Source organism: Streptosporangium sp. NBC_01755 (assembly GCF_035917995.1).
Classification (GTDB): Bacteria; Actinomycetota; Actinomycetes; order Streptosporangiales; family Streptosporangiaceae; genus Streptosporangium.
Window position 1 is genome coordinate 4,300,100 of record NZ_CP109131.1, and the last position, 25,289, is coordinate 4,325,388.

At 68.3% G+C, this 25,289-nt stretch carries 31 protein-coding genes, 1 tRNA gene and 1 pseudogene; 22 read left to right on the plus strand and 11 right to left on the minus strand.

The window, feature by feature from the left end:
• Positions 1-204 precede the first annotated feature (204 nt).
• Together OG884_RS20670 and OG884_RS20675 are read right to left on the minus strand one after the other, a co-directional pair.
• Complete coding sequence (locus OG884_RS20670) at positions 205-717, minus strand: DoxX family protein (protein ID WP_326635265.1); 513 nt, start codon at positions 715-717, stop codon at positions 205-207.
• Positions 714-1,691, minus strand: coding sequence for an LLM class flavin-dependent oxidoreductase (locus OG884_RS20675; RefSeq protein WP_326635266.1), 978 nt, complete (start codon positions 1,689-1,691; stop codon positions 714-716). Before OG884_RS20675 ends, OG884_RS20670 begins: the two co-directional genes overlap by 4 nt.
• Before the next feature lie 148 nt (positions 1,692-1,839).
• Between OG884_RS20675 and OG884_RS20680 the strand changes: the two genes are divergently transcribed.
• Positions 1,840-2,736: a TIGR03620 family F420-dependent LLM class oxidoreductase gene (locus tag OG884_RS20680; protein WP_326635267.1), complete on the plus strand. Its 897-nt coding sequence runs from the start codon at positions 1,840-1,842 to the stop codon at positions 2,734-2,736.
• Here the strand turns inward: OG884_RS20680 and OG884_RS20685 are convergent.
• The gene (locus OG884_RS20685; protein ID WP_326635268.1) at positions 2,726-3,490 is read right to left on the minus strand and encodes an SDR family NAD(P)-dependent oxidoreductase; all 765 of its coding nucleotides are present in this window, start codon (positions 3,488-3,490) and stop codon (positions 2,726-2,728) included. The two genes, OG884_RS20680 and OG884_RS20685, sit on opposite strands and share 11 nt — an antisense overlap.
• Before the next feature lie 123 nt (positions 3,491-3,613).
• Here OG884_RS20685 and OG884_RS20690 point away from each other — a divergent pair, with 123 nt between their 5' ends.
• From OG884_RS20690 to OG884_RS20710, 5 genes are all read left to right on the plus strand, one after another.
• Positions 3,614-5,947 carry an acyl-CoA dehydrogenase gene (locus OG884_RS20690; RefSeq protein WP_326635269.1) on the plus strand — a complete coding sequence of 778 codons (2,334 nt, stop codon included), beginning with the start codon at positions 3,614-3,616 and terminating at the stop codon, positions 5,945-5,947.
• Entirely contained in the window at positions 5,944-6,684 is a 741-nt protein-coding gene (locus tag OG884_RS20695) for an SDR family oxidoreductase (RefSeq protein ID WP_326635270.1), read from the plus strand. The genes OG884_RS20690 and OG884_RS20695 overlap by 4 nt, the downstream gene beginning before the upstream one ends.
• Positions 6,681-7,439 carry an SDR family NAD(P)-dependent oxidoreductase gene (locus OG884_RS20700; RefSeq protein ID WP_326635271.1) on the plus strand — a complete coding sequence of 253 codons (759 nt, stop codon included), beginning with the start codon at positions 6,681-6,683 and terminating at the stop codon, positions 7,437-7,439. The genes OG884_RS20695 and OG884_RS20700 overlap by 4 nt, the downstream gene beginning before the upstream one ends.
• Positions 7,440-7,567: 128 nt before the next feature.
• Complete coding sequence (locus OG884_RS20705) at positions 7,568-8,719, plus strand: thiolase family protein (protein WP_326635272.1); 1,152 nt, start codon at positions 7,568-7,570, stop codon at positions 8,717-8,719.
• Positions 8,716-9,168, plus strand: a complete 453-nt coding sequence (locus tag OG884_RS20710) for a MaoC family dehydratase (RefSeq protein ID WP_326635273.1) — start codon at positions 8,716-8,718, stop codon at positions 9,166-9,168. Before OG884_RS20705 ends, OG884_RS20710 begins: the two co-directional genes overlap by 4 nt.
• A gap of 67 nt (positions 9,169-9,235) precedes the next feature.
• Here OG884_RS20710 and OG884_RS20715 read toward each other — a convergent pair whose 3' ends face one another.
• The 4 genes from OG884_RS20715 to OG884_RS20730 all read right to left on the minus strand — a co-directional run bounded on the left by OG884_RS20715 (position 9,236) and on the right by OG884_RS20730 (position 14,149).
• Positions 9,236-9,988 carry an ABC transporter ATP-binding protein gene (locus OG884_RS20715; RefSeq protein ID WP_326635274.1) on the minus strand — a complete coding sequence of 251 codons (753 nt, stop codon included), beginning with the start codon at positions 9,986-9,988 and terminating at the stop codon, positions 9,236-9,238.
• Positions 9,981-11,837, minus strand: a complete 1,857-nt coding sequence (locus OG884_RS20720; RefSeq protein ID WP_326635275.1) for a branched-chain amino acid ABC transporter ATP-binding protein/permease — start codon at positions 11,835-11,837, stop codon at positions 9,981-9,983. Before OG884_RS20720 ends, OG884_RS20715 begins: the two co-directional genes overlap by 8 nt.
• Positions 11,834-12,694 (minus strand): branched-chain amino acid ABC transporter permease, encoded by an 861-nt coding sequence (locus tag OG884_RS20725; protein WP_326635276.1) that lies wholly within the window; start codon positions 12,692-12,694, stop codon positions 11,834-11,836. The genes OG884_RS20720 and OG884_RS20725 overlap by 4 nt, the downstream gene beginning before the upstream one ends.
• 258 nt (positions 12,695-12,952) lie before the next feature.
• Complete coding sequence (locus tag OG884_RS20730) at positions 12,953-14,149, minus strand: ABC transporter substrate-binding protein (protein ID WP_326635277.1); 1,197 nt, start codon at positions 14,147-14,149, stop codon at positions 12,953-12,955.
• Between the two features lie 248 nt (positions 14,150-14,397).
• Here OG884_RS20730 and OG884_RS20735 point away from each other — a divergent pair, with 248 nt between their 5' ends.
• From OG884_RS20735 to OG884_RS20795, 12 genes and pseudogenes are all read left to right on the plus strand, one after another.
• Complete coding sequence (locus tag OG884_RS20735) at positions 14,398-15,522, plus strand: alcohol dehydrogenase catalytic domain-containing protein (RefSeq protein ID WP_326635278.1); 1,125 nt, start codon at positions 14,398-14,400, stop codon at positions 15,520-15,522.
• A gap of 267 nt (positions 15,523-15,789) precedes the next feature.
• A complete protein-coding gene (locus tag OG884_RS20740) occupies positions 15,790-15,966 on the plus strand; it encodes a hypothetical protein (protein ID WP_326635279.1) in 177 nt (58 codons plus the stop codon).
• Entirely contained in the window at positions 15,966-16,523 is a 558-nt protein-coding gene (locus OG884_RS20745) for a dihydropteroate synthase (protein ID WP_326635281.1), read from the plus strand. Before OG884_RS20740 ends, OG884_RS20745 begins: the two co-directional genes overlap by 1 nt.
• Positions 16,520-16,906 (plus strand): hypothetical protein, encoded by a 387-nt coding sequence (locus OG884_RS20750; protein WP_326635282.1) that lies wholly within the window; start codon positions 16,520-16,522, stop codon positions 16,904-16,906. Before OG884_RS20745 ends, OG884_RS20750 begins: the two co-directional genes overlap by 4 nt.
• A gap of 36 nt (positions 16,907-16,942) precedes the next feature.
• A complete protein-coding gene (locus tag OG884_RS20755; protein WP_326635283.1) occupies positions 16,943-17,359 on the plus strand; it encodes a hypothetical protein in 417 nt (138 codons plus the stop codon).
• 115 nt (positions 17,360-17,474) lie between these two features.
• A pseudogene (locus OG884_RS20765) lies at positions 17,475-18,191 on the plus strand (FtsK/SpoIIIE domain-containing protein); the annotation flags it as partial.
• Complete coding sequence (locus tag OG884_RS20770) at positions 18,191-18,385, plus strand: hypothetical protein (RefSeq protein WP_326635286.1); 195 nt, start codon at positions 18,191-18,193, stop codon at positions 18,383-18,385. The pseudogene OG884_RS20765 and the gene OG884_RS20770, both read left to right, overlap by 1 nt.
• A gap of 72 nt (positions 18,386-18,457) precedes the next feature.
• Positions 18,458-18,649 (plus strand): excisionase family DNA-binding protein, encoded by a 192-nt coding sequence (locus OG884_RS20775; RefSeq protein ID WP_326635287.1) that lies wholly within the window; start codon positions 18,458-18,460, stop codon positions 18,647-18,649.
• 16 nt (positions 18,650-18,665) lie between these two features.
• Complete coding sequence (locus tag OG884_RS20780) at positions 18,666-18,899, plus strand: N-terminal phage integrase SAM-like domain-containing protein (RefSeq protein WP_326635289.1); 234 nt, start codon at positions 18,666-18,668, stop codon at positions 18,897-18,899.
• Positions 18,896-19,060, plus strand: coding sequence for a hypothetical protein (locus OG884_RS20785; protein WP_326635291.1), 165 nt, complete (start codon positions 18,896-18,898; stop codon positions 19,058-19,060). Before OG884_RS20780 ends, OG884_RS20785 begins: the two co-directional genes overlap by 4 nt.
• Positions 19,061-19,477: 417 nt before the next feature.
• Positions 19,478-19,822 (plus strand): type II toxin-antitoxin system RelE/ParE family toxin, encoded by a 345-nt coding sequence (locus OG884_RS20790; RefSeq protein WP_326635292.1) that lies wholly within the window; start codon positions 19,478-19,480, stop codon positions 19,820-19,822.
• A gap of 5 nt (positions 19,823-19,827) precedes the next feature.
• Positions 19,828-20,127: a helix-turn-helix domain-containing protein gene (locus OG884_RS20795; RefSeq protein WP_326635294.1), complete on the plus strand. Its 300-nt coding sequence runs from the start codon at positions 19,828-19,830 to the stop codon at positions 20,125-20,127.
• 447 nt (positions 20,128-20,574) lie between these two features.
• Here the strand turns inward: OG884_RS20795 and OG884_RS20800 are convergent, their stop codons facing one another.
• The 3 genes from OG884_RS20800 to OG884_RS20810 are packed head-to-tail and all read right to left on the minus strand — an operon-like array spanning position 20,575 to position 22,222.
• Positions 20,575-21,042, minus strand: a complete 468-nt coding sequence (locus OG884_RS20800) for a transposase (RefSeq protein WP_326635296.1) — start codon at positions 21,040-21,042, stop codon at positions 20,575-20,577.
• A 26-nt stretch (positions 21,043-21,068) separates the two neighbouring features.
• Positions 21,069-21,428: a signal peptidase I gene (locus OG884_RS20805; protein WP_326635298.1), complete on the minus strand. Its 360-nt coding sequence runs from the start codon at positions 21,426-21,428 to the stop codon at positions 21,069-21,071.
• A gap of 2 nt (positions 21,429-21,430) precedes the next feature.
• Positions 21,431-22,222 carry a helix-turn-helix domain-containing protein gene (locus OG884_RS20810; protein WP_326635300.1) on the minus strand — a complete coding sequence of 264 codons (792 nt, stop codon included), beginning with the start codon at positions 22,220-22,222 and terminating at the stop codon, positions 21,431-21,433.
• A gap of 348 nt (positions 22,223-22,570) precedes the next feature.
• On the opposite strand from OG884_RS20810, the gene OG884_RS20815 reads away from it, so the two are divergent.
• From OG884_RS20815 to OG884_RS20830, 4 genes are all read left to right on the plus strand, one after another.
• On the plus strand, positions 22,571-22,861 hold the full coding sequence (locus OG884_RS20815; RefSeq protein WP_326635302.1) for a hypothetical protein: 291 nt from the start codon (positions 22,571-22,573) through the stop codon (positions 22,859-22,861).
• Between the two features lie 17 nt (positions 22,862-22,878).
• The gene (locus tag OG884_RS20820) at positions 22,879-23,583 is read left to right on the plus strand and encodes a GntR family transcriptional regulator (protein ID WP_326635303.1); all 705 of its coding nucleotides are present in this window, start codon (positions 22,879-22,881) and stop codon (positions 23,581-23,583) included.
• A gap of 660 nt (positions 23,584-24,243) precedes the next feature.
• Complete coding sequence (locus OG884_RS20825; RefSeq protein ID WP_326635305.1) at positions 24,244-24,615, plus strand: type II toxin-antitoxin system RelE/ParE family toxin; 372 nt, start codon at positions 24,244-24,246, stop codon at positions 24,613-24,615.
• Positions 24,612-24,968: a helix-turn-helix domain-containing protein gene (locus tag OG884_RS20830; protein ID WP_326635308.1), complete on the plus strand. Its 357-nt coding sequence runs from the start codon at positions 24,612-24,614 to the stop codon at positions 24,966-24,968. The genes OG884_RS20825 and OG884_RS20830 overlap by 4 nt, the downstream gene beginning before the upstream one ends.
• 162 nt (positions 24,969-25,130) lie before the next feature.
• Here the strand turns inward: OG884_RS20830 and OG884_RS20835 are convergent.
• Positions 25,131-25,201: transfer RNA gene (locus OG884_RS20835), tRNA-Gly, on the minus strand.
• Positions 25,202-25,289: the final 88 nt, after the last annotated feature.

Sequence of the window (25,289 nt, forward strand, 5' to 3'; positions counted from 1 at the left end):
CGAAACCGCCGCATGTGCGCGCCATTGCCGCAGGTCTGTGTTTCGGCTGCGAGCGTGACCGGCTGCGGGTTACCGGCCGCGTTACCGCGCGCCCGCCGCCTTCGACCGGCTCGGCCGGGATGTCACGAATGGCCAACGCTACGGATCCGGTGTCCGAGCACCGGATGGGGACCTGCTCGCACGTGTCGCGCTACGCCGCCACCTTCATCCATCCGCGGACGCCGAGGGCCGCCAGCACGCGGCCAGTAGTCCGAGTGCGCCCAAAACCCCGGCCGCGAGCACGCCGAGGGCCGGCCAGCCGCCCGCGAAGTCGATGCCCACCAGGTGGTCGAGCGACCACGCGCCGGGACCGAGCGCGGCGAGCGCGGCCGATGCCACCGCGAGCACCAGCACGTATTCGTATCCGTCCTTGAACACGAAGAATCCGTTCGGCCGGTGGGCCGCGATCCCCGCCACCGTGGCCACCCCCACCGTGGCGGCAGTCCACAGTGGAGTCGCCAGGCCGAGCAGCAGGCCGACCCCGGCGGCCATCTCGAGCAGCCCGCTCGTCCAGGCATGCAGCGCGGGCGGCCGCAGGCCAAGCCCGCCGAACCAGCGCGCCGTGCCGGCCACTCCGCCCGGCCCGAACAGATGGTTGTGGCCGTGCGCGATCATGATCACGCCGATCACCGCCCGCAACAGGGCCGCCGCGAGATCGATCTCGGTCAACTCGATCACCCGCCCAGAGCCGGCAGGACCTTGTCGATCACCAGGTCGAGCTGCTCGCGCTGGTGCCACGACGCGATCCGCAGGGCTAGGTGCGTAGTGCCCTCCGCGATTACCGCGCGGAGCTGCTCGACGCACTGCTCGGGTGAGCCCGCCGCCGTCATGGCGGCCGCGGCGTCACGGTCGAACATGCCCTCGCCGTAGTACTGGTCGAAGAAGCGCTGTGCCTCGTCGAGGCAGGCCTCGCGATCGGGTCCGATGTTGACGCTGTGGTATGCCGCGACCGGGAACGTGCCCGGGTCCCGGCCCGCGGCCACCAACTGCTCGTCGAGCTGGACCCTGGTGTCGGCGATGTAGCCCGGCCGCACGCGAACCGTCAGCAGGCCGTCGGCCTTCGTGGCCACCCGTTTGATCACCCGCTCGGCGGCCGGGCCTGCCGGGGGGTTCGCGCTGATCCAGATGGGGCAGGGCCGCTGCACCGGGATGGGCTGGATGCGGATGGCGTCGTACTGCGAGAAGCGCCCGTGGAAGGTCACCGCGTCGCCGGTCCACAGCCGGCGGACCAGGTCGATGTTCTCCTCAAGCCGCGCCGCTCGCAGCTTGTCGGGCACTCCGCCGAAATGCGCGCCTTCGAGCTCCGACGCCCCGCCCCGCTTCTGCAGGCCGTTGCACACCGCCAGCAACATCCGGCCGCCCGAGATCTCATCGAGTGAGGCCCACTGGTAGGCGAACAGGGCCGGGTCGCGGATGGGGAAGCTCGCCATGCAGCCGACGGCCAGCCGAATCCGGCTGGTCACCCCGGCGAGCGCTCCGAGGCACGCGATCGAGTCCGCGCGCGCCTTGGAGGTGAGGCTGTCGCCCACCCAGACCGTGTCGAACAGGCCGGACTCCTCGGCCACCGGAGCCATCCTGAGCAGTTCGGGCAGGTCGGCGACGCCAAACAGCGCGCTTCGCTGCGGGATGATCAGGCCGATCGAGTCCACCATGGCGCCTCCTCGCGCTGGGAAAAGCTGAGGCCCACCTTGCCCCCGGGGACGTTATCGACCTCGTTAACCGGCAAGCCCGTAACGTTGCCGGTAATCCGTCGCAAGCACGCTCGCTGATGTGACCACTGAGAAGACATCCGTCGCTCGCTTGACCGCCGATCGCCTCGGCCGGGTCGGCGCCTGGAGTTTCGGCCTCGACGGGCTGCCCGTCGCCGAGGCGATCCGGGTCGCCCGCGCTGTGGAAGACCTCGGTTTCGGATCGCTGTGGATCGCCGAGGGCGCCGCGAGCCGGGAGGCGCTTTCACATGCCGCCGTCCTGCTCGGCGCGACCTCCCGGCTCGTGGTGGGTACCGGGATCGCCAGCATCTGGGCGCGGGATCCCGCCGCGATGGCCGCGGGGTGGCGGACCTTGGCGGACGCGTTCCCTGGCCGGTTCGTACTCGGCATGGGAGTGAGCCACGCCGGCGCGGTCGGGCGCCGGGGCCACGAGTACACCGCCCGGCCACTCACCCGGATGCGCGAGTACCTCGACGCCATGGACTCGGCCACCCTGCACAGCCCGGTGCCCGAGCCCGGACCCACCCGGGTGCTCGCCGCGCTGCGCCCGCGCATGCTCGAGCTCGCCGCGCAGCGAACCGACGGTGTGCACAGCTATTTCGTCCCCGTCGAGCACACCCGCCGCGCCCGCGCGGCGATCGGCCCGGACGCGCTCCTGGTGCCCGAGCAGGCCGTTGTGCTGGAACGCGACCCGGCGACCGCCCGGGCGGTGGCACGGACGCACACCGGGCACTACCTCGCCAGGGAGAACTACCGGGAGAACCTGCGCTCGCTGGGCATGCCCGCGGAGGAACTGGACCACGACGGAAGTGACGGCGTGGTCGACGCGCTGGTCGCCTGGGGCGATGACGACGCCATCCGGGCCCGGATCGAGGAACACCTCGGCGCCGGGGCCGACCACGTGGTGCTTCAGCCGATCGGGGCGGTGCCCGGCGCGGACGCGGCGATCGAGCAGTTCACCCGGCTCGCCGCGATCGTCAAGGCGTGAGTCCGGAGCCCGCCGTCAGCAGTTCGCCGCCGTCGATGGGGATCGTCACCCCGGTGAGGTAGGCCGCGTGGTCTCCCACCAGGAACGCGACGAGATCCGCCACCTCTCGAGGGGTGCCGAGGCGGCCCTGCGGATTGAGCGGCTGATCGCGTTTGCGCGCCCATTGAACGATGGGCCCGACCAGATCGGTCTCGACCTTGCCCGGCGCCACGCCGATGACCCGGACCTGCGAAGAGGCCCATTCGAGAGCGAGCACCCGGGTGAGCATGACCAGAGCGGACTTGCTGACGTTGTAGGCGACCAGCCCGCGCGAAGGATAGTAGGCGGCAGTGCTGGCGTTGTTGACGATCACACCGCCGCGCTCACCCATCAGCCCCTTCGCGCGGCAGGCCAGGTACCAGGGCGCCGACAGATTGACCTCGAGGGTGTGATCCCAGACGTCCTGGTCGGTGCGCTCGGCCCGGGTCGCGGTCGGCAGCACGCCGGCATTGTTGACCAGGATGTCCAGGGAACCGAACTCGTCCTCGACGCGGTCCATCAGCGCGCTCAACGACGATCGGTCCGCCATGTCGGCGGCGATCGCCGCCGCCCGCGCACCAGAGGTCCGCAGTTCCTTCGCGAGTGCGGTGATTGGGCCCTCGCTGCGGGCGACGAGCACCACCTCGGCGCCGTCCTCGGCGAGCCGCCGGGCGATGGCTTCGCCGATTCCCCGGCTCGCCCCGGTAACCAGGGCTCGACGTCCATGTAGCTGCATGCCATCACTGTCGGCACGGCATATTACCGCCCGCGTTATGAGTGGTGGGCGGCGTAACGCCCCCTGGATAGACCGGTGTAGAACGCCCAGGCTCGACAGCCGGACGCGATGAGGAGGTAACAGGTGAGCTTCAGCCCGGACGAGGAAGCCGAGGCCTTGCGCGCGGTGGTCCGCGACTTCCTGGACAAGCAGTCGCCCGAGGACGAGGTTCGCCGCCTCATGGAGACCGGTAGCGGCGTCGATCCCACGGTCTGGCGGAAGGCGGCCGAGGAGCTCGGGCTGCACGGGATCGCGATCCCCGAACGTCACGGTGGCAGCGGGGCGGGCCCGGTCGAACTCGGGGTGGTGTTCGAGGAGATGGGCGCCGCGCTCTACTGCGGCCCGTTCTTCGCCACCGTGGGCCTGGCCGCGACCGCGCTGACCGAGTTCGGCGGGGACGGCGCCGCCGAGTACCTGCCGGGCATCGCCGCGGGCGACACGATCGCGACGCTGGCCTGGCCGGGTACCGGCACCGGCGGCGGTGCGTTGAGGGCCCTGGAAACCGACGGTGGGTGGACGGTGTCGGGGACGGCCGGCATCGTCATCGACGGCGCCGCCGCCGATCTCGTCCTGGCCGCGGCCGACACCGCCGCCGGCGTGGGCCTGTTCGCCGTCGACGGCACGGCGTCGGGCCTGCGGCGCACCCCGCTCACGACGCTGGATTCCACCCGCAAGCTCGCTGAGCTTAAGTTCCACCGCGTCCCCGCCCGCCTGCTCGGCAGGGCGGAAGGCGTGCTCCGCCGCACCGGCGACCTCGCCACCCTGTATCTGGCCGCGGAGCAGCTGGGCGGGGCGGCTCGGGTGCTCTCGACCTCGGTGGACTACGCCGGCACCCGCGTGCAGTTCGGCCGGGCGATCGGCTCGTTCCAGGCCATCAAGCACCGCTGCGCGGACATGCTGATCGACGTGGAGTCCGCGCGTTCGGTGGTCTACCACGGCCTGTGGACCGCGGTGCACGACCCGGTCAACCTGCCGGCCGCCGCGGCGCTGGCCCGCGCGATCGCCTCCGACGCCTACCAGCGCGTCGCGGCGCACAACGTGCAGATCCACGGCGGCATCGGATTCACCTGGGAACACTCGGCGCACCTGTATCTCAAGCGGGCCAAGAGCAGCCAGCTGCTGCTCGGCCCTCCTGCCCGCCACCGTGCCCGGCTCGCCGAACTCGTCGACATCGCCGGCACCGGAGCGGCTGGCACGAGAGCCGCCGCCCTTGAACCGGCTCTCGAACCCACGCCGCTGGAGGAGGCCGTCTCGGAGTTCCTCCGGACGCACCCGGTTCCCGATCCGGCCGACCGGGCGGCCGACCGGGCGTTCCGCGAAGCCCGGTTCGACTCCGGGCTCGCGGTGGTGAACTTCGCCGCCGGTTTCGGCGGGCGGGGACTCGACCCGTCCCTGCAGCCGGCGGTCGAGGAACGGTTCGCCCGGGCCGGAGCCGCGGACCATAGCGGGCGCAATGTCATCGGGCTCGGCATGGCCATGCCCACGATCCACGCCCACGGCACCGACGAGCAGAAACGACGCCACCTGCGCCCCTGCTTCTCCGGCGAGCACATCTGGTGCCAGCTTTTCTCCGAGCCGGGCGCGGGTTCCGACCTCGCCGCCCTTGCCACCCGGGCCGTGCGCGACGGTGACGACTTCGTGGTCAACGGGCAGAAGATCTGGACCTCGCTCGGGCACGTCTCCGATTGGGGCATCCTGCTGGCCCGCACCGATCCCGACGTGCCCAAGCACCAGGGGCTGACCTACTTCCTGCTGGACATGCGCTCACCCGGTGTCGAGGTCCGCCCGCTGCGCCAGCTGACCGGCGAGGCCGAGTTCAACGAGGTCTACCTGACCGACGTGCGGATCCCCGTGGCGAACGTGCTCGGTGAGGTCGGGCAGGGCTGGCGGGTCGCGATGACGACCCTCGCGAACGAGCGGGTGTCGCTCGGCGGCCGTACGGCCGAGCGCGGCGCCGGCCCGATCGCCCAGGCCGTCGAGATCTACCGCACCGCGCTGGCCGAGGGGCGCGTCGACGCCGCGACCACCGAGCGGCTCATGCTGCTGTGGACCCGGGCCGAGGCCGCCCGGCTCACCAACGCCCGGGCCGCGGCGCAGATCGGCCGCGAGCCGGGGCCGGAGGGGTCGATCGCCAAGCTGCAGATGGCCGAGCTGAACAAAGCGATCTACGAGCTGTGCGTCGACCTGTCCGGGGACGCCGGCCTGCTGATCGACGACTACACCGAGACCACGCCCGACACCACCGCCGTGCACGGCGGTTCCGATGTGCGCAAGGCCTATCTGCGTTCGCTGGCCAACTCGATCGAGGGCGGCACCTCGGAGGTGCTGCGCACCATTCTCGGGGAGAGGGTGCTGGGCCTGCCCGGCGAACCCCGGATCGATCGCGACATCCCCTGGAAGGACACCCGACGCTCGTGACCATCTCCTTCGACTTCACCGGCCGTACCGTGATCGTCACCGGCGCGGCCCAGGGCATCGGGCGGGGCATCGCCGCCCTGTTCGCGGATGCCGGCGCGCGCGTCGCGCCGTTCGACCTCGACCCCGCCGCGCTCAAGGCGGCCTGGGGCGAGCGCGGTGACACCATCGCTCCGGTCGCCGTCGACGTGGCGGACGCGGACGCGGTCGCGGCGGCCGTCGAGGACGTCGCGGGCTGGGGCGGCGGCATCGACATCGCGGTGAACAACGCCGGCATCACCCGCGACGCGGTGGTCTGGAAGCTGTCGTCGGCGCACTGGCAGCAGGTCCTGGACGTGCACCTGGGCGGCACCTTCCACCTCACCCGGGCGGTCGTGGGGCACATGCGCGCGGCCGCCTTCGGCCGGATCATCAACGTCACCTCCTACACCGGCCTGCACGGCAACATCGGCCAGTCCAACTACGCGGCCGCCAAGGCCGGGATCATCGGATTCACCAAGGCCGTCGCCAAGGAGGTCGCCCGGTTCGGCATCACCGTGAACGCGATCTCCCCCAACGCCGCCACCGCGATGGTCGCCGGCGTTCCGGCGGGCAAGCTCGCCGAGCTCACCGCCGCGATCCCGCTCGGGCGCTTCGCCGATCCCGCGGAGATCGCGCCCGCGGTCGGCTTCCTGGCCTCCGAACAGGCGGGATACATCACCGGGACCGTCCTCCCGGTCGACGGCGGGATGTCGATGTGAAGATCACTGATTCCGTCGCCCTGGTCACCGGCGGCGCCTCCGGTCTCGGCCGGGCCACCGCAGAACGCCTGCGGGGCGATGGCGCCCGGGTGGTCATCGCCGACCTGCCCGCCTCCGGCGGTGAGGCGGTCGCGGCGCGGATCGGCGCCGTCTTCGCCCCGGCCGACGTCACCTCCGAGGCCGACACGCGCGCGGCGGTCGCCGCCGCGACCGGGCTCGGCCCGCTGCGTGTCCTGGTGAACTGCGCCGGCGTCCCGGAGTCGCTCAAGGTCCTTGACCGGTCCGGGCAGGCCTCCGACCTCGAGCGGTTCCGCCGAACGGTGTCGGTCAACCTGATCGGCACCTTCAACGTGATCCGGCTCGCCGCCGAGGCCATGATCGGCAACGAACCCGTCGACGGCGACCGCGGCGTCGTGGTCTGCACCTCCTCGGTGGCCGCCTTCGACGGCACCGTGGGCCAGGCCGCCTACAGCGCGTCGAAAGCCGGCGTCGCGGGTATGACGCTGCCAATCGCCCGGGAACTCGCCGAGCACGCGATCCGGGTCGTTTCCATCGCCCCCGGCATGTTCGAGACCCCGCTGTTCCTCGGACTTCCGGAGAAGGCCCAGCGCTCGCTGGCCGCGCAGGTGCCGCACCCCAGCCGGATGGGACGACCGGTCGAGTTCGCCGACTGTGTCTCCTTCATCGTCGGCAACCCCATGATCAACGGCGAGACGCTGCGGCTGGACGGCGCGCTCAGAATGGCACCCCGGTGACGGGTGCCGACCAGCAGCAGGCCGCTCGCGGGTCATGACCGCGGCCGTCCTTCGATCGCATGCCAGGACGCCCGATTCGCCGGTCCCGCCGACCGACGCCATACATCAATCCCCGAGAGGAAACCCTCATGCGTGACGCCGTCATCGTCGAGGCCGTCCGTACGCCCGTCGGTAAACGCAACGGCGGCCTGTCCGGCGTGCACCCGGCCGACCTGTCCGCCACCGTGCTCCGCGCCCTGGCCGACCGCGCGGGGATCGCCCCGGCGCTCGTCGATGACGTGGTGTGGGGCTGTGTGAGCCAGATCGGCGAGCAGACCTTCGACATCGCGCGGACCGCGGTGCTCGGCGCGGGCTGGCCCGAGTCGGTGCCCGGCACGACCGTCGACCGGCAGTGCGGCTCATCCCAGCAGGCGCTGAGCTTCGCCGCGGCCTCGGTGATCGCCGGGCATTACGACCTCGCCGTCGCCGGCGGCGTGGAGTCGATGTCGCGGGTCCCGATGGGTTCGGCCATGAGCGACGGCCAGTCCCCGCTGGGGCTGGGCTACGTCGCCCGCTACGGGGCGGACTTCCCGAACCAGGGGCTGGGCGCGGAGGAGATCGCCCGGCGTTGGTCGATCACGCGGGAAGCCGTGGACACGTACGCGCTGCAGTCCCACGAACGTGCCGCCGCCGCAGCCGACGGCGGGCTGTTCGCCGGCCAGATCATTCCGGTCACGACTCCTGACGGCACGGTGGTCGACGCCGACGAGGGGATCCGCCGCGGGGGCACGCTCGAGACGCTCGGCGGGATCAAACCGGCGTTCCGGCCCGACGGCGTAGTGACCGCAGGAAACAGCTCGCAGATCAGCGACGGCGCGGCAGCGCTGCTGGTCACGACCTCGCAGCGGGCGCGTGAACTCGGGCTGACCCCGATCGTGCGGGTGCACACCGCCGTCGTGGTCGGGTCGGAACCGGGAATCATGCTGACGGGGCCGATCCCGGCCACGCACAAGGCGTTGCGGCGCAGCGGTCTCGCGCTGGCCGATATCGGCGCGTTCGAGGTCAACGAGGCGTTCGCCACCGTCACGCTGGCCTGGCTCGCCGAGATCGGCGCGGACCAGAAGCTGCTCAACCCCAACGGCGGCGCGATCGCGCTGGGGCACCCGCTGGGCGGGTCGGGCGCCCGGCTGGCCACCACCCTCGTCCACCACATGCGCGACAACGGCATCCGCTACGGCCTGCAGACCATGTGCGAAGGCGGCGGGCAGGCCAACGCGACGATCCTGGAGCTGATCGCGTGACCGTCACGATCAGCTTCGACGAGCTGCGCGGCGCCGCCGGTCGCGACCTCGGGTACAGCGACTGGATGGTCGTCGATCAGTCCCGCATCGACACCTTCGCCGACGCGATCGAGGACCACCAGTGGATCCACCTCGACCCCGTCCGCGCGAAGGACACCCCGTTCGGCCAGACCATCGCCCATGGCTACCTCACGCTGGCCGCGGCCGGCACCCGCCTGGGCGAACTGCTCAAGGTCGACGGCGCGTCGAGCATCATCAACTACGGCCTGGACCGGGTCCGGTTCCCCGCCCCCGTCCTGTCCGGTTCCCGGATCCGCACGCATGCCACGATCACCGAGGTGAGCGAGGTCCCGCGCGGACTCCAGGTCGCGGCCCGCGTCACAGCCGAGGTCGAAGGCGGCGACCGGCCGGTCTGCGTAGCCGACGTTCACATCCGCTACCTGCGCTGACGCGAGCGGGGGACGCCGATTGCCCGGGTCGGGCAATCGGCGATGGTGTGTGCGTGGCCCGAGACGGTCATTCGGTCAGGGCCGGCTCCGAGCCGGTCTCTGGACGCCTGTGTCCCATGTACGCCTCGCGAAGTCCCGAAAGATCTTCGATGTCCTTGGCCGGCGTCGACAGGGTCACGCGGCCGTGATCCAGGAGCACGACATGGTCGGCCACCGGCATCGCCTTGTCCACGAGCTGCTCGACGAGCAGGATCCCGATCCCTTCGCTCTTGAGCCGATCGACGATGTGCAGGACCTCCTTGACGATCGAGGGCGCCAGTCCTGCCGACGGCTCGTCGAGCATCAGCACGGTCGGGGAGGGCATCAGCGCCTGTGCGATGGCCAGCATCTGCTGCTGCCCTCCGCTGAGGGAGCCCGCCAGGGCCTTCCGCTTGTCCGCGAGGATCGGGAACCGGGAGTACGCCTCCTCCATCGCTTGTCTGCGGTCGTTCTTGTTCATGGAGTACCCGCCGAGCACGAGGTTCTGCTCGACGGTCCGCCGCTTGAAGACGCGTTTGTTCTCCTGCACGAGGGCCAGACCAGCCCGGGTCCGGCGATGAGCGGGCATCGAGGTCAGGTCCTCGCCTTGGAAGCGCACCCCTCCCGATGAGGGCCGGATGACACCCGACGCGGTGAGGAGGGCGGTCGACTTGCCGGCGCCGTTCCTCCCGAGAAGGAGCGTGCAGGCGCCGGCCCACACCGACAGCGAGACGTCCCACAGGACCCTGATGTCCCCATAGCCGGCGGTGATCCCCTTCAGGTCCAGCGCGGGCTCAGTCATGATGACCTCCCATTTCGAGAGCAACGGTGGCCGCCGCATCAGTCGGTTCGAGCACGGCTTCGACGTCGTCGCCCAGGTAGCTGCGAACCACGACCGGATTCTGCTGGATCTGGTCGGGAGTGCCCGAGGCGATCAGGCGACCGAACTCCAGCACGTGCACGACATCGGACACCTCGCAGATCAGCCCGAAGTTGTGCTCGACCAGCAGGACCGTCGTGCCGAGGTCGGCGACCCGGCGGATCAGGCGGCCAAGGTCCTCGACCTCTCCCTCGTCCAGACCTGAGGCCGGCTCGTCCAGGAGCAGTACGGCCGGCTCGGCCACCAGGGCGCGGGCGACTTCGACCATGCGACGGCTCCCCAGGGGCAACGACGCCGCGGCGACGTGCTGCAGGTGCTCGATGCCCAGCATCCGCAGGACGTTCAACGACTTCTCATGGTCGAGCGCCCGCTGCCGTCGGTACGGCGGGAGTCTGAGGACCGCGGCCGCTATGCCCGCGTAGTGGCCGGCGTACCGCGCTGTGGCCAGCACTTCGAGCGTGGTGAGCGACCGGGGGATCACGGGTGTCTGGAAGGTGCGAGCCACGCCGCGACGGGCGACGTGGTGAGGCGCCTGGGCGCTGATCACCTTGCCGGCCAGCGAGACTGTGCCGTGATCGGCGCGGTAGAAGCCGGAGACGATGTTCAAGATCGTGGTCTTCCCCGATCCGTTGCCGCCGATCAGACCGGTGACCTGCCCCGGCAACGCGGCGAGGGACACCCCGGACACGGCCTTGACCCCACCGAATTCCTTCACGACGCCCTCGACCTCCAGCGCCTTGCCCTGGATGGGGTCGATGGTCGCTTCGGCGGCGGCTGTTCGGCGGGTCGGCTCCGGGTCGGTGAGGCGGGACTTCGCGAAGCCGAGGACCTGCCGCGCGAGCCCAGCGGCTCCGCCGGGGAGGAACACCCCGCCGAGCAGCAGGAACGCGCCGTACGCCACCAGCGCGTACTGGGCGAACCCGGCCGTCTGCATCGGGCCGATCTGCAGCAGGAAGGCGCCGATGAACGCACCGTAGATGCTGGCCGACCCGCCAAGGACACTGGCCGCGATGAAGGCGATGGAGAGCTGGAAGGTGAAGGACTCGGGCGCGAGGTAGAGATCCACGTGGGCGAACAGCACGCCCGCGAGCCCCGCAGGTACGGCGCCGAGCACGTAGGCGGTCATCTTGGTCCGGTAGACGTTGATACCGAGCGACGAGGCCAGGACGGTGCTCTGGCGCAGCACCTGAAGGGCTCCGCCGTGACGTGACTTGACGATGTTTCGCATGACCGCGAGCCACAAGATCATCACCGCGATCACGACCATGTAGAAGGCGTCCGGTTCCAACGGGACTCCGAACAGGGTGGCCGGAGGGATGCCGGCCAGGCCCGAGTAGCCGCCGGTGTACTCCCTGAAGAGGCTGACGGCGTCCGGAATCATGATCACCAGGAAGAACGACGACATGGCCAGTCCCCAGCCGGCCAGCCGAGCTCCAGGTATGCCCGACACGAAACCGAGCACAGCGGCGACGACCACACCCGCGAGCAGTTCCAGCGCCAGGTCCCACCCTCGGATCGCCATGATGCCGCTGGTGTAGGCGGCAGCGGCGTAGATCGCGACCTGACCGAGTGAGAGCTCTCCGGCGTAGCCGAAGCTCAGGTTCAGACCGCTCACGACCAACGTGAAGATCGCGATCAGCATGAACTGGCGCGTCCATGACTGGTTCATCCCCAGCAGCGGGCCGAACAACAGCAGCACGCCCAGACCGAGCGGGATGAGCCACAGTGGTAGCCGCTCGGCGGTCTGGAACGAGGACTTCAGCACACTCATACCACTCGCTCCGATCGCATCCCGAACAGCCCCTGGGGCCGCAGCAGCAGCACGCCCATCAGCAGGACGAACAGGGACAGGTTGGCGTACGACGCGCCCAGGTACCGGGCGCTCAGGGACTCCGTCACACCCACGGCGAGCGCGCCGACCAGGACGCCCAGGTTGCTGCCGTATCCGCCGATGGTCAAGACAACGAAGGCGTGCATGACGAGCAGCGCTCCGAGGTTGAAGATGGCGTAGGTCTGCGGGCCGACGACGGGGCCCAGCGCCCCGAGCAGCCCTCCGCCCATGGCGAAGGCGACGGTGGACAGGAGCTTGACGTTGATGCCGCGCAGCGTCGCGGCCTCCCTGTCCTCTGCCGTCGCGAGGTTCGCCAGACCGGCGAGGGTGGCTCGCAGCCAGACGTGGAAGCCGATGGCGGTCGCGACGGCGAGCGCCACGATCACGAACTCGTTGATCGAGGCCCGGCCACCGATGAAGTCGATGACGGTGCGAGAGCCGAACCCTTCCAGTTCCAGTGGGTCCGGACCCCAGATCAGCAGGATGACGCTGACCATGACCACCGACCAGCCGAGCGTCGTGACCAGCTCACCGTGGCCACCGGCGCGCAGCGGCCGGATGGCTATCCGTTCCTCAAGTATTCCGATGACCGCACCGACCGCGAGGCCGATGGGGATCGCCATCACCACGGGCCAGTTGAGGGTCGAGGTGGTCAGGTACGATACGAACGCGCCCGCCACCAGGAACTCAGGCTGGGCGAAGTTCAGCGTCCCCGACGCGACGTAGACGATGTTGAACCCGATCGCCACCAAGGCCAGGACCGCCCCGGTCGAGATACCATGCCAAATGGTCAACATGTCGCCCACCTCGTTGCGAGCGGGCCTAGGACAGAAATGTGGGGCATGGCGCGCTCCCTGTTCAATGGCAACCTCAGATGTTTCCAACTGCTCAAAGTTCCGTTGCGTCGTTATGAGGGGCATTACGTGAGCCGGGTCATACCGCTTCCGGCCGTCGTCGTCTCCCCGGCGCGCTGAGCTCGCTGTGGCCGACCTGGCTCGTGCCGCGACGCTGGGGGAGGCCCGACCATGACGGGGCCGGACCTCCCGGCGCTGTCACTACTTCCAGGTCCCGTCCTCGAGGGGCGTGACCGACTTGACGACGGCGTAGTCGTTCTCGCCCGCGTCGATGAAGTGGTCGGTGGCGCTCCATGCCATCGTCGTGTAAGCGACGTAGGGACGGTCCTGCTCCGCCGGCTGCTCGAGATTCTCCAGCGCCTGCTTGACCTGGTCCGGGTCGGTGGAGCCTGCCTGCCTGACGCCCATGGCCACCAGTTGGAGCAGGTCGTGCGGCCACGCGTAGTTGAGCAGGACGGCCTCCATATTCCCCTTGGCCTTGAGCCCGGCCTGAAGCGAGGTATAGGCGGGGGTCCGGGCGGCCGGCTCACGGTAGGCGTTGATGGCGTAGGTGTGAATGGAGACGCCTTCGAGCTCCTCCGGGCTGACGAGGTTGTACACGTCGGTGGTAATCGCCTCGTTCAACATCAGCGGGGCGTCCCAGCCGGACTTGGCGCGGCTCTTGATCACGTACGGCGCCGCCGGGCCCGCCGCGAACGCGACGACGCAGTCCACGCCGGCGGACTCCAACCGGGCCAGCGGAGCCGTCATGTCGATGTCCCCGGTCGCGTACTCCTCGACGGTCAACGGCAACCCCGCGCTCTCGAATCCCGCGGGATAGTTGTCGCGTACCGGCTCACCACTCGCGTCGTTGGGTGCCAGCAGGCCGACGGACTTGCAGCCGAGTTCCTGCATGGCCGCGACGTTCGCCGGCATTCCGTCGGTCGCCTGGTGTGCGGACGAGTGGAAGGTGTAGGGATACTTCTCGGGGTCGTTGATCGCCTCGTTGCCGGTAGCGCCGATCGAGAGGATCTTGCGCTGGCTCAGCACCGGGAGCAGGGCGAGAGTCTCCGCGCTGATCGTGCCGTCCCACACGAGGTCGGGCTGGTCACCGCTGGCGAGCTCCTGCTGAAGCAGGCTGACGGCCTTTGTCGGGTCGCTCTGGGAGTCCAGGACCTTCAGCTCCACCTGCTGCCCGAGGATGCCACCCGCCTTGTTAAGCTCGTCGGCTGCGACCTGCAGCCCAATAAGGAACGGCTTTCCGAGAGCGGCCAGTGGCCCGGTCTGTGAGGCCACGACCAGGACCTTGAACGTCGAGTCTGCCGAGTCGCTGGAACCGCTCTCGGCGTCCCCCCCACAGCTGGACAGAAGGAGGGCGGACGCGGTGACCACAGCCGTTACCAGGATCTTGGGCTTCATTGGGTCTACTTGCCCTTCATGAGATGACAGGTAGCGGCGAGTAGAGGACCCAGGCTGTTACCTCGAACGTTATGCGCGTCACACTCATGGCGTCGCGACGGTGCCGGATGTCCCGTGTGTCCGTACGCTCTGTCGAGAAGGCGCCGCGACCTCGTCGGTCCGCGATCTTCGACCTGGACCCAGCCTTTCCAGGGCGTTAACGGTGTTCGGTCACGGCGTGCGTAACGGTCCGGCCCGAGACTGGCGCCATGACCACAGGTATCAGGATCGCCCGCGCCGTCGTCGTGCTCGAGGACGGCGGTCAGCCCGTCCTCGAGGAGGTCGAGGTGTGGCCGCCCCAGCGGGGCGAGGTGCTGGTGCGTATCGTCGCCTCCGGGGTGTGCGCCTCGGACGCCCACGTCGTGAATGGTCGTAGCCCGGTGGCGAAGGCCCCATGCGTGCTCGGTCACGAGGGCGCGGGAGTCGTGGAGGAGGTCGGTCCGGGCGTGCGGTCGGTGAGCCCCGGAGACCACGTGATCATCACACTCGTGGGACCGTGCGGCGAGTGCTCCTACTGTGTGGACGCCAAGCCCTGGCTGTGCAACGGGCCGGACACCCTGCGCGCCATGACCGGCGTGATGAGCGATGGTCGGACCCGCGTCCGGCTGGATGGCAAGGATCTGTTCCCGTTCATGGGCGCCGGCACGATGGCGGAGTTCTCGGTCGTGCGAGCCGCCCAGTTGGTCAAGGTGGATCCTGACCTCCCGCTGGACCAGGTCTGCCTTCTCGGCTGCGGTGTGGTCACCGGGACCGGGGCCGCTCTCAAAACCGCGCGGGTCCAGCCTGGCGATGCCGTGGTCGTGATCGGTTGCGGTGGGGTCGGACTCAACGTCATCCAGGGGGCACGGCTCGCGGGCGCGACGTCGATCATCGCGGCCGACACCAAGCCCGACAAGCTGGAGCTCGCACGAACGCTCGGCGCCACGCACACCGTCGACGTCGGCTCCGTCGATCTGTTCCAGCAGGTCCTGTCGATTCATCCCGAGGGCGTCGACTTCGCCTTCGAGGTCGTGGGGATCCCTCAGCTCGCCGCCGACTCCCTCAAGCTGCTGCGCCGGGGCGGGACCACCGTACTGGTCGGCTCCTGCCCACCGGGGTCCGTCATCCCGGTCACGCGGGAGAACCTCATGATGGAGCGGCGGATCATGACCACCGTGGCGGGCAGCACCAGTCCCCAGCTGGACATCCCCAAGTTGATCCGCGCCTACCGGGCCGGGCGGCTGCAACTCGGCGAACTGGTCAGTTCCCGGCTTCTCCTCACCGACTACGCCCAGGCCTTCGCGGCCCTTGAGACCGGCAGCGCGGCGCGGACGGTACTCACCTTCTCCGAGTGAATCGTTCGTCCGCAGCGTTCGCCACGTTCCGACCGTAGCAGGTCGTTTTGCCCTGAAAAAAACGAGCCACTACCGTGCTGGCAGCGCTCACCGGCGTAAAGCTGACCGGCGGCAGACCGTTCTCTGGCGGATCTGGCCGCTAAAACAAGGGGGCAGGGCAGTTGAACGACCCGGTTGAGGTGTGGTTCCGTCGGTCCACGTCGGCCGCCGAGGCCTGGCCGATCGAACGCCTCCTCGCGGCCAAACGGGCCACCGAGGAGACGATCAGTGTGGTCGCCCCGGTTCGTGACCGGTCTGCTCGGGCCGTTGCTCAGCCGGCCCGAGACGCTGCTGGTGAAGGGCCTCTACCGGCGGCTGTTCATCGCCATGGCCTCGACGCGCTGGCGCAGGTGGATCTGGGCTGCCGGGGGCATCGGCACCAGCCGGTGCACGATCTGGGAGTGATGGCGGCCGAGTTGATGGGCGTCGCCCAGCGGCGGGGCGCCGGGTTCGGGACGCGCACGCCCGATTCGTTCTACGACAGGGGTGTCACCTTCGCCCGCGAGCAGGCGCTGCGGCGGGTAGAGGAGGTCGTAGCCGAAGGCGCGGACATCGTTGACATCGGCGGTGTCAAGGCGGCTCCGGGGGTCGAGGTCGGCGTGGCCGAGGAGATCGACCGTACGGCCGCCTTCGTGGCGGAGATCCGGGAGCGGTACCCCGATCTGATCATTAGCGTGGACACCTGGCACTCGCTGGAGGTGACCCGCCGGTTGGCGGAATTGGTCGCCACCGGATGGCCGGTGCTGGTGTCGCTGTCGAACAAGGACTTCGTCGGCGAGTCCCTGGGGCTGCCCGTCGACCAGCGGATGTTCGGCACCCTGGCGGTGACCGCGATTTGCGCGTGGCAGGGCGCGCGGATATACCGCGCGCACAACGTCGCCCCCACCCGGCAGGTGCTCGACATGGTCGCGGTGACGCGCGGTGTCCGGGTGCCGTCGCGGATCGTGCGAGGGCTTGCGTGATCGCGGCCGTGGCCTGCGTCCCCCAGGCCCCGCTGCTGCTGCCGGGCCTCACGGGTGGGCGCGTCGCCGAGGTCGAGGAGATCCGGCTGGCGGCGCGGGCCGCCGTCGAGGCCGTCGTCGGACAGGGGGTCGACGAGGTCGTGGTAGTGGGCGGCACACCGTGCACCAGGACGTATCCCGTGGACGCGCCGGCCCCGTCGGGGCGTCTGGCACCCGCTTCAGGGCGTCTGCCTCGCGACGGGTCGCTGCCGGTGTCCCTTGCCGTCGGCCGGTTGCTCCTGGCGGAGTCTCCGGTGCCCAGGGACGCCCGGACGTCTACACCGCCGACCAGGTCAGTTGGTACGACTCCCCGCTGGGCCAAGCGCTCTTTGCCCTTCCCATGACCGGTGCATGGGGCGGCTCCCGAGAAGGGAGAGGCCATGGACACGGGCCGCACGGAGCTCCAGGTCAGCCCGATCTGCTACGGCACCTGGCAGTTCGGCGGCGACTGGGGCCAGGTCGACGAGCGCGCCGCCGTCGCCGCCATCCAGCACGCCCGCGCCTTCCCGGGCGTGGAGATCGTGCAGCCGCCGTATCACGTCATGGAGATTCGGAACCAGTCCGTGCGCCCCCATCCCTCCGTGGTGGATCCATGGGCATGGGGTGGCTTAGCGGTCTGGATCGTCCTCACGACACTCGGAAGCGTGGGGTTGGCGGTGGGGTTGAAGGCGCTCGGCGTCGCTTACCCAGGGACCGTGATGGGCGTCACAATGACCGTGACCGCGGTGATCACCACGCCTATCCTGACCCGATGGATGTCCATGCGGACCGTTCGCCGGGCGGAGATGACGAACTGATGACCCCGCAGCTCGATCCGGTCATCCACGCCCCGACCCGGCTGCAGATCGTCTCCCTGCTCGCCGCCGCCGAGGAGGCCGAGTTCGCCTTCGTGCGCGACAGCCTGGACATCAGCGACTCGGTGCCGGGGCCACCGGGGCGGGCAAGGGCTCGGTCATCTGGTCCACCATCCGGGGCCTGCTGCCTGCCGTCCGTGCGGGCCTGGTGCAGATCTGGGCGCTGGACCCCAAGCTGATGGAACTGTCTTTCGGCCGTGACCTGTTCGACCGCTACGCCGCTGACCCGGCCGAGTGCGCCGATCTCTTGGAAAAGGCCGTGGAGATCATGCAGGAGCGTGCGGGCCGGTTCGCGGGAGTCCAGCGCAACCATGTCCCTACCGTCGATGACCCGTTCGTCCTGGTGGTGGTCGACGAGGTGGCCTTCCTGACCGCCTATCAGTCCGACAAGGGGCTCAAGCTCCGCATCTCGGCCGCGCTGGCAACCTTGACCACGCAGGGTCGTGCGGTGGGAGTCGGTGTCCTGGCGGCGTTGCAGGACCCGCGCAAGGACGTGCTGAGCATCCGCAACCTGTTCCCCGACAAGATCGCGCTGCGGCTGGACGAGTCCGAACAGGTGGACATGGTCCTCGGCGACGGCGCTCGGGACCGGGGCGCGCTGGCCGACCTGATCTCACCTCAGCCGAACCTCGGCGCGGGCATCGCCTACACCCGTCTGGAGACCTCACCCGAACCGATGCGTGCCCGTGCCGGCTACGTCTCCGATGCCGATATCCGCGACATGGTCGCCGTGTTCACCGCTGACACGCTGCCGCTGACGGTTGAGGGGGCCTGATGAGAATCACCCTGCACGGCACCCCGGCCGAGATCGAGGGCTTGCCCTTCCGGCGGCTGCGGACATTCAACGGCTCCGACCTCGCCGAAGGGACGGTGACTGTCGATCTCGACACTGCTCACCTCCTCAAGGCCCCCTACAGCGACGTCTGCCGGATCTCCGCCGACGTGGTCAACCGAGAGGAGGCCATGTGACCGTCACCCCGGCTCCCGCCGAGTCCCTTCACCAAGCACCGTAGTGGTGCCTGCGAGAAAGATGGTGCCCTAGTGACCAGGAAGACCAAGCAAGAGCACAACTCGCTCCTCCCGGAACTCGCACAGGGCCGGTTGCTCACCGTCGAAGAGGCGGCCGAGCGGCTGAACACCTCGGTCCGCTTCCCCCGTCGCCTGATCGAGGAACGGCGGATCGCCTTCATTCACGTCGAAGGAGGCCGAGATCCTCGCGGAGGACTGGAGTAACCCGGACCTCGGCAAGGTGGCCTTCAAGGAGTACGGCTCCGACTGGGTGAACGAGCGCCCCGGCCTGCGACCCAAGACGGTCCAGCTCTACGAGGGTCTGCTCCGCCTGCACCTGGTCCCGACTTTCGGCAACCTGGCCGTGAGTGAGATCAAGGCGGCTCACGTACGCAAGTGGCGCAAGACGCTCCTGGACGGGGGAGTAGGGCCGGTGACCGTGGCCAAGGCGTACCGGCTGCTCAAACGGGTGTGACGCTGCGGGAGTTGATGAACCGGATGGGGCACTCGACCACGCGGGCGGCGCTGATCTATCTGCACACCGAGAACGGGCGGGATCAGATGATCGCCGACGGCATGGGAAAGCTCGCCGAAGCGGCCCTCAAGAAAGAAGATCCACCGGCATCGGGCACGTAACGGGCACGGAAGATCGAAGAGGCTCCGAAAACGACTAAGGCCCCGCTCTGGATTCACATCCTGACCTGGGCCTTTGAGGGTGGAGCGGGTGACGGGAATCGAACCCGCGCTGTCAGCTTGGGAAGTGCATCGATCACGGCTGGTAGGGCTGCCGGCCTGGGCTTCGGGCCGGTCGTGAGTAACCATAGTTGACCCCTTGTCACCCTGGTTAATGGCCCGCTAATGGCCCGGCGATCAGCTCGCGACCTGGTCTTACCTGTACAGCACCCACACCCTGCCCACCTGACCATCTCGTCCGCCTCGGTCTGCACGCGGGAGAAGCGGATTCGGGTTGGCTGTCCGGCTGGAGTGCTTGGTTCCTTGTGGGTTTGCGTGATCCGCGAGTATGGCACTTGCCCGCCGTATAACGTCCGTGTTATGACTTGGGGAGAGGTGGAGCTGGAGCCAGAGGTGGACAAGTGGTTCGACACGCTTGATCAAGAAGGTCAGGAGACGGCGGTGTTCTATGTCGACCTGCTGGCCGAGCGGGGTGTCTTGCTCGACGAGCCCTACACCCGGCAGTTGCGTGGCAAGTTGCGTGAGCTGCGTTTTCATCTTGAACGAGAGGCGGTGCGCGTCAGCTACTGGATCGCACCGGGCAGGCGGATCATCTTGTTGACGGTCTTCCGTAAGCAGCGGATGCGTGAGACTGCCGAAGTCGAGCGTGCGTGGCGGGCCATGCAGCGATGTATCGCTGAGGCTCACACGGCAGATGAGGAGTGAGCGGAATGGGCGAGCGCAAGACGTGGGCCGACAAGCGGGAAGAAATCATGAGTCGTCCCGGCGCGGGGGCCGCGTACGAAGCAGCGCGGATCCGTTTCGAGCTTGGTGAGGCGGTACGGCTGCGCCGCGAACAGCTCGGGCTGACTCAGGCCGAACTGGCCGAGCGCACAGGGTTGAAGCAGCCCGCGGTGGCGCGGTTCGAAGCAGGTGGGACGATGCCGACGATTCCGATGCTGGAGAGGCTTGCGGAGGCGTTGGAGATGCGGCTCAGTGTCCAGTTCCAGCCGTTGCGTGAGGCGAGCTGATCTGTTGAAGAGGTGCCGAAGCCATCGGGCAGGCAACGGGCATAGGTGGTCGTTGAATTTCTGGAAACGACTAAGGCCCGGGTCGGGAATCCGTCCCTGACCTGGGCCTTGAAGCGTGGAGCGGGTGACGGGAATCGAACCCGCGCTGTCACTTGGGAAGTGCGTTGATCGTCGCTCGTAGGGCGGTTGACCTGTGGTTTGGGCCAGTCAGATGACCGTGGTTGCCCTGGTCACCTCCGACCTGTGGCGGTATGGCAAAGCGTTCGGCTCGTTGCTCGCCGAGCTGCCGCCGGGCCCGCCGACGACCCGGGTCCGGCCTGACCCGGTCCTCCATCGGCGCCCGGCGGCGCGACCGTCAGTACCCCGGGTGGTGTCGGCGTACTCTCCGGCGTGCAGAGGTATGTACGGGGAAACGGGCTCTGTCGCTGATCTCGGGATGGTCGACTTTTAGGTCCGGAGCAGGATCCGCTTTCGGAGCAGATCGAAGTTAGCTCGCCCATAGCCTTGCCGCTGGATCAACTTCACTCGCGTGTTCTGTCCCTCGGCCTGGCCGGAGTTCCAGGGAAGCGACATGCCGGCGACGATGGCGTCCATGTCGTAGCGCAGGCCGTCAGCGAAGCGGTGCAGGTGGGGCAGGTCGTCGTGGTGAACTCCGTCGATCCAGCCGGGCAGTCGATCACCGCGTAGGTCACGCATCATGACCGCGAAGGTGCGGACATGGCGCAAAGTGGCATCCAGCTCGGGGCAGGCTTCGCGGACCTGCTTGAGGTCGAGAGCGTCGTCGAGTCGCAGATGATCAGGATGGCTCACGATCCACGCGGTGATCGTTCGGGGCTTGGGGGCGGGCCTGGGCGGTGGCGGCGCGACGGTGCCCTTGTAGATACCTCCTGAGAACAACTCGGCAGTGCTGAGCATCGCTGCATCGCACCTGGCCGGGCATGTTACTTCGACGGCATTGATGGCCAGCGAACGGTCAATACGACTGAGTCTTCTTCGGCTTGCCAGGAATGGTCGATGCCGGGTCCCCAGACGACGTAGTCGCCTTGGTGTTCGAGGGTCGTGCTACCCAGATTGAGGTCAAGGCGGAAGCGGCCTTGGATCAGCAGCAGAAGAGTAGTGCGTTGGTCGTCGGCAGTCCACTCGGGGCGTTGCTGGCCGGCGGGGTGGATGCCCCACTTCACTTCGAGCGCGTCGGTGGAGCGGATGCCTCCGGCTCCGGGGTCGACGAAGTGGCCCATGAGCCAGCCCCGGTACTGGTCGGCGTCATTGGTGGCGTTGCCGGTGTAGCAGTTGTCGGCCATGGTTATAGCTCCACTTCGATGGTCGGTAGGTTCACGCGGCTGCCGCCGATCTCACTGAGTCGCCGGAGTCCTTCGGAGAGGGCGAACAGGCCTTCGTTGCTCCAGGCGGGGTCGCGGAGTAGCGAGGCGATGAGGTCGGTGTCGAGGGTGGAGTAGCGCCGCATGCCGCTGGATTCCCAGTTCGCGGTGGTGTGGCCGCCGAAGCGGGTCCACCATTCCTCGTTGTCGATGACGATGAGCGAGGCGAACTCGAAGTTGCCGCTGACGAGGTTGAAGCCGAACCCGGTGCACTCTGTGCGCCAGTGATCCGGATGTTCCGCTAGCCATGCCATGGGTTCGGACAGCCGGCTGCCGCCTGGCTCCCATCCGGCTTGCTGGTCGAGCCAGTCGAGGGCGGCGGTGATGTGCCGATCGGTGGCAAGGCGCAGTTCGGCCTCCTCCACCTGTGAGGTGACGCCGCCCATGTGATCAGGGGCCGGATCGCCTTGGGGAGCGTTGGTCAGGACGGGAACCGCGGTGCCTGGAGGTGTTTTCACGATCTCGTCACGTACAGGGCGGGAGAAACCCAGCTCCTCCGGTGTCAGGCCGGTGAGCTGAGTCAGGGCCAGGCGGTAGGGCGTACTGGGCCACCTGACGTCTCCGGTCTCCCAGCGTCGGACCCGTTCTTGATCACAGGCCAGGGGGTCGGCAATTCCGGTCGGGGTGGCGTTGATCTGGTCGGCCATTTCGACTCGGGTGAGCCGGTTGGCGTTGCGCCATGCCCGTAGCAGGGCATTCAGTGCCTTCTCGGGCATCTACAGCCTTTCCTCTCGGCAGGGGGAGTCAAGAGGGGAGCGGAGAGGGGGCTGCGCAGGGGTCCCGTCACGCTCCGTTTGCCGGTGGACTTGCCATCGAGCAACACGGTACGTCAGCCCGCTTTCCGCCGCAGGGAGCGCGGATCAATCCGAGGAGATGGCGACGGTGACCCGGCCAGAGGAGACCAGCGAGACACGCCCCTGCCCCGCGTGCCGGGGACGTGGTACCAAGCTGCGCAGCTCGCGCCGTGCCCTTCTCGTCGGCGAGAGCAGTGGTGATCACGAGACGCAGGGAGAACAGGAATGTCTCGACTGCCTCGCAACCGGCCGGGTCGAAAGGAACGTGAGATGAATCCGATCATGCAGGCCGCTGCGGCCTGCCTACAGCAGGAACGCCGGCAGAACGAGGCGCTTGCCCTCACTCGGCTGCGGAACGCGTTGCTGCGGCTCGGTGTACGGGCCGAACTGCGCGACAACGACAGTGCGCTGATGATTCCCCGTCCACAGGTCGGCCTGCCGGTGTGGGTGTTCGTCGGCTACGGCGGCGCCTTCCACTCCTGGCAGTCGGCCGAGAAGCGCCACCCGATCAACGACGTGGCGGGCGCGGCCCAGGTACTGGCCGACTACGCCGGTCGATAGGCGGGCGCGGCGGGGCGGTGTCCTCCAGCGCGGAGGGTGCTGGAGAGCGTTACCGCTGCTCCGTCGCGCTCTTCGACATCCCGGCAGGCAGCAGAGCGGCGCGCGGCCCACCCCATGCAGCCGCAGCGTCCTTCTTCCCTCTCTCCGCCTGCCGGGATCTGTACGAACAGGGCTGGATCGACTCCCAGCAGGGCAAGGGACGCTTCGTACGTGGTCGTCCGGCGATGACGATGGAACAGCCTCGCCCCGGACAGGCGTACCTGACCGGTCCCGAGAGTGCCTCCGATGGCGAGGTGCTGGAAGCGGCGGCGCTGGCCTTGCCCAACCGGGTCGCCGCCCTGCTGGACATCACCCCGAAGAGCAAGGCGTTCCTGCGGCGTCGCCTGGTCAGCCGGGCCGGCGAACCGACCGAGATCGTCTCGGTGTGGTTGCCGCTGGAGCTGCCCGAGGGCACCGACCTGACCAGCGCCGACCCACTGCCCGAAGGGCTTCGCGAGCATCTCCAGTCGCGAAAGGGGGTGCGCTTCGACCACATCGTGGAACAGATCGTCGCGCGCATGCCCACCACCGAGGAGGCCAAGCGACTCGGCATGCCGAAGAACATCCCGCTGCTGTGCGTGTACGCGGCGGTACGTGACGCGGCCGGTCACGCCCTGGTCGTGGCTGAAGTGCTTCTCCCGGCCGATCGCCATGAACTGGAAGACGCCTACCCGATCACGTAACCTGTCACGGGCGGTGCCTTGAAATCTCAGGTAGAACGCTTCGTCTGCCACGGCCTCTCCAGTTGGCTTCCACTACGGGTCATCGACTCACAGCCGCGCTCGCCCACGCGGTAAGGCTCTCGCAGGGTGAAAGCCAATGACCCGAGAAGATCGAAAAGTCCTGGAAACGACTAAGGCCCGGGTCGGGAATTCATCCGTGACCTGGGCTTTCATGAGTGGAGCGGGTGACGGGAATCGAACCCGCGCTGTCAGCTTGGGAAGTCTCTAACGCATCTGGTGGCTGAGCTGGGAGAGGGCTGACCTGCGGAGGAGGGGGCCGAGTATCCGTGGTTCCCCGTGAGTCCCCCTTGTTCCCCCTCCTGACGGGCACGCAACGGGCACGGGGTCATGCGCCAGCGTGATCGGTGAAGTCTCCACGTGCCATGGCGATGGCCTACCAGGACGGCAAACCACCACGCAGCGAATCCCCCTGACCTCAACCCCGTACAGGCCTAGCGGACGGCCGGCGGGGCCAACTATCGCCTCAGTTAGGCCAAGGGCTCAGCTGAGGGCATAGCGGCTGATCTGGGATGGCAACCAAGATCGAGGAGTGGACACGAGGTCAGGCCTGGTGCTCATCTCCGCCGCGGGTTACCATCGAGTGCATATACTATTGATGGTATGTCTCAGTGGGAGATCGACCTGGAGCCGGAGGTGGAGTCTTGGCTGGACGGACTTTCCTTTCCGCTCTATCAGCGGGTCATGCGGAACGTAGACGACTACCTCGTCACTGGTGGCATCCCTGATGGGGATCACGTGAAGAAGCTGAAGGATGCCGAAGGGGTGCACGAGCTGCGTGTTGCTCTCGACCGCACGACCTGGCGGTTGACCTTCTGGAAGCCGTCCAACAAGGTGATTGTGATCCTGACGGTTTTCCGTAAGACACAGGATGGGACACAGACCACCGACATCGACCGAGCGATCGCTGCTAAGAAGCGGTGTGAGGCAGAGCACGACTTAACCACCACGCACGTGTTCGAGAGGAGCGCATGATGGGGCACAGCCGTTGGGAGACCTACAAGGCGAAGCGTCTGCGCGAGATGGAGGCGGATGCGCAGCCCCACTCCGAGTACGAGCAGGCAGGCCGTGACCTGGAGCTTGGAGACCAGTTGCGTGAGATCCGTAAGCGCCGAGGCTTGTCTCAGAAGGTCGTAGCGGAGCGCTCCGGGATGTCCCAGCCCGCCCTGTCTCGCATCGAGGGCGGTGGTGGCATTCCGGATATAGCGACACTGCTGCGCCTCGGTGCGGCAATGGGGGTTCGGTTCCGCGTCGAGCTCGTCGTCGACGACGACACCACTGAAATCGAGCCTCTAACGGTGCATCACCGACAGCTCACGAACGCATAAGCTGCAGGCGGCCACTTCTAGGCTCAGTCTGTAAGCTTCCGCTGCTCCTTCCGCAGTAGCGGTCTTCAGCTGCGACAGCCTTGCTCGGGAGTCGTCGGCGCCAGGGGAACGAGGAAAGGCCCAGCTCTAGATCACGTTCTTGAGCTGGGCTTTTGATATCAGAGCGGGTGACGGGAATCGAACCCGCGCTGTCAGCTTGGGAAGCTGATGTTCTGCCATTGAACTACACCCGCAGCGGTGTTCCGCTCCACCACTGTAGCGGAAAGTTGGGTGACTCTCGCCCACCTTGGGAAGCGAGATCGGGAGTATGCGCCGCCGCCC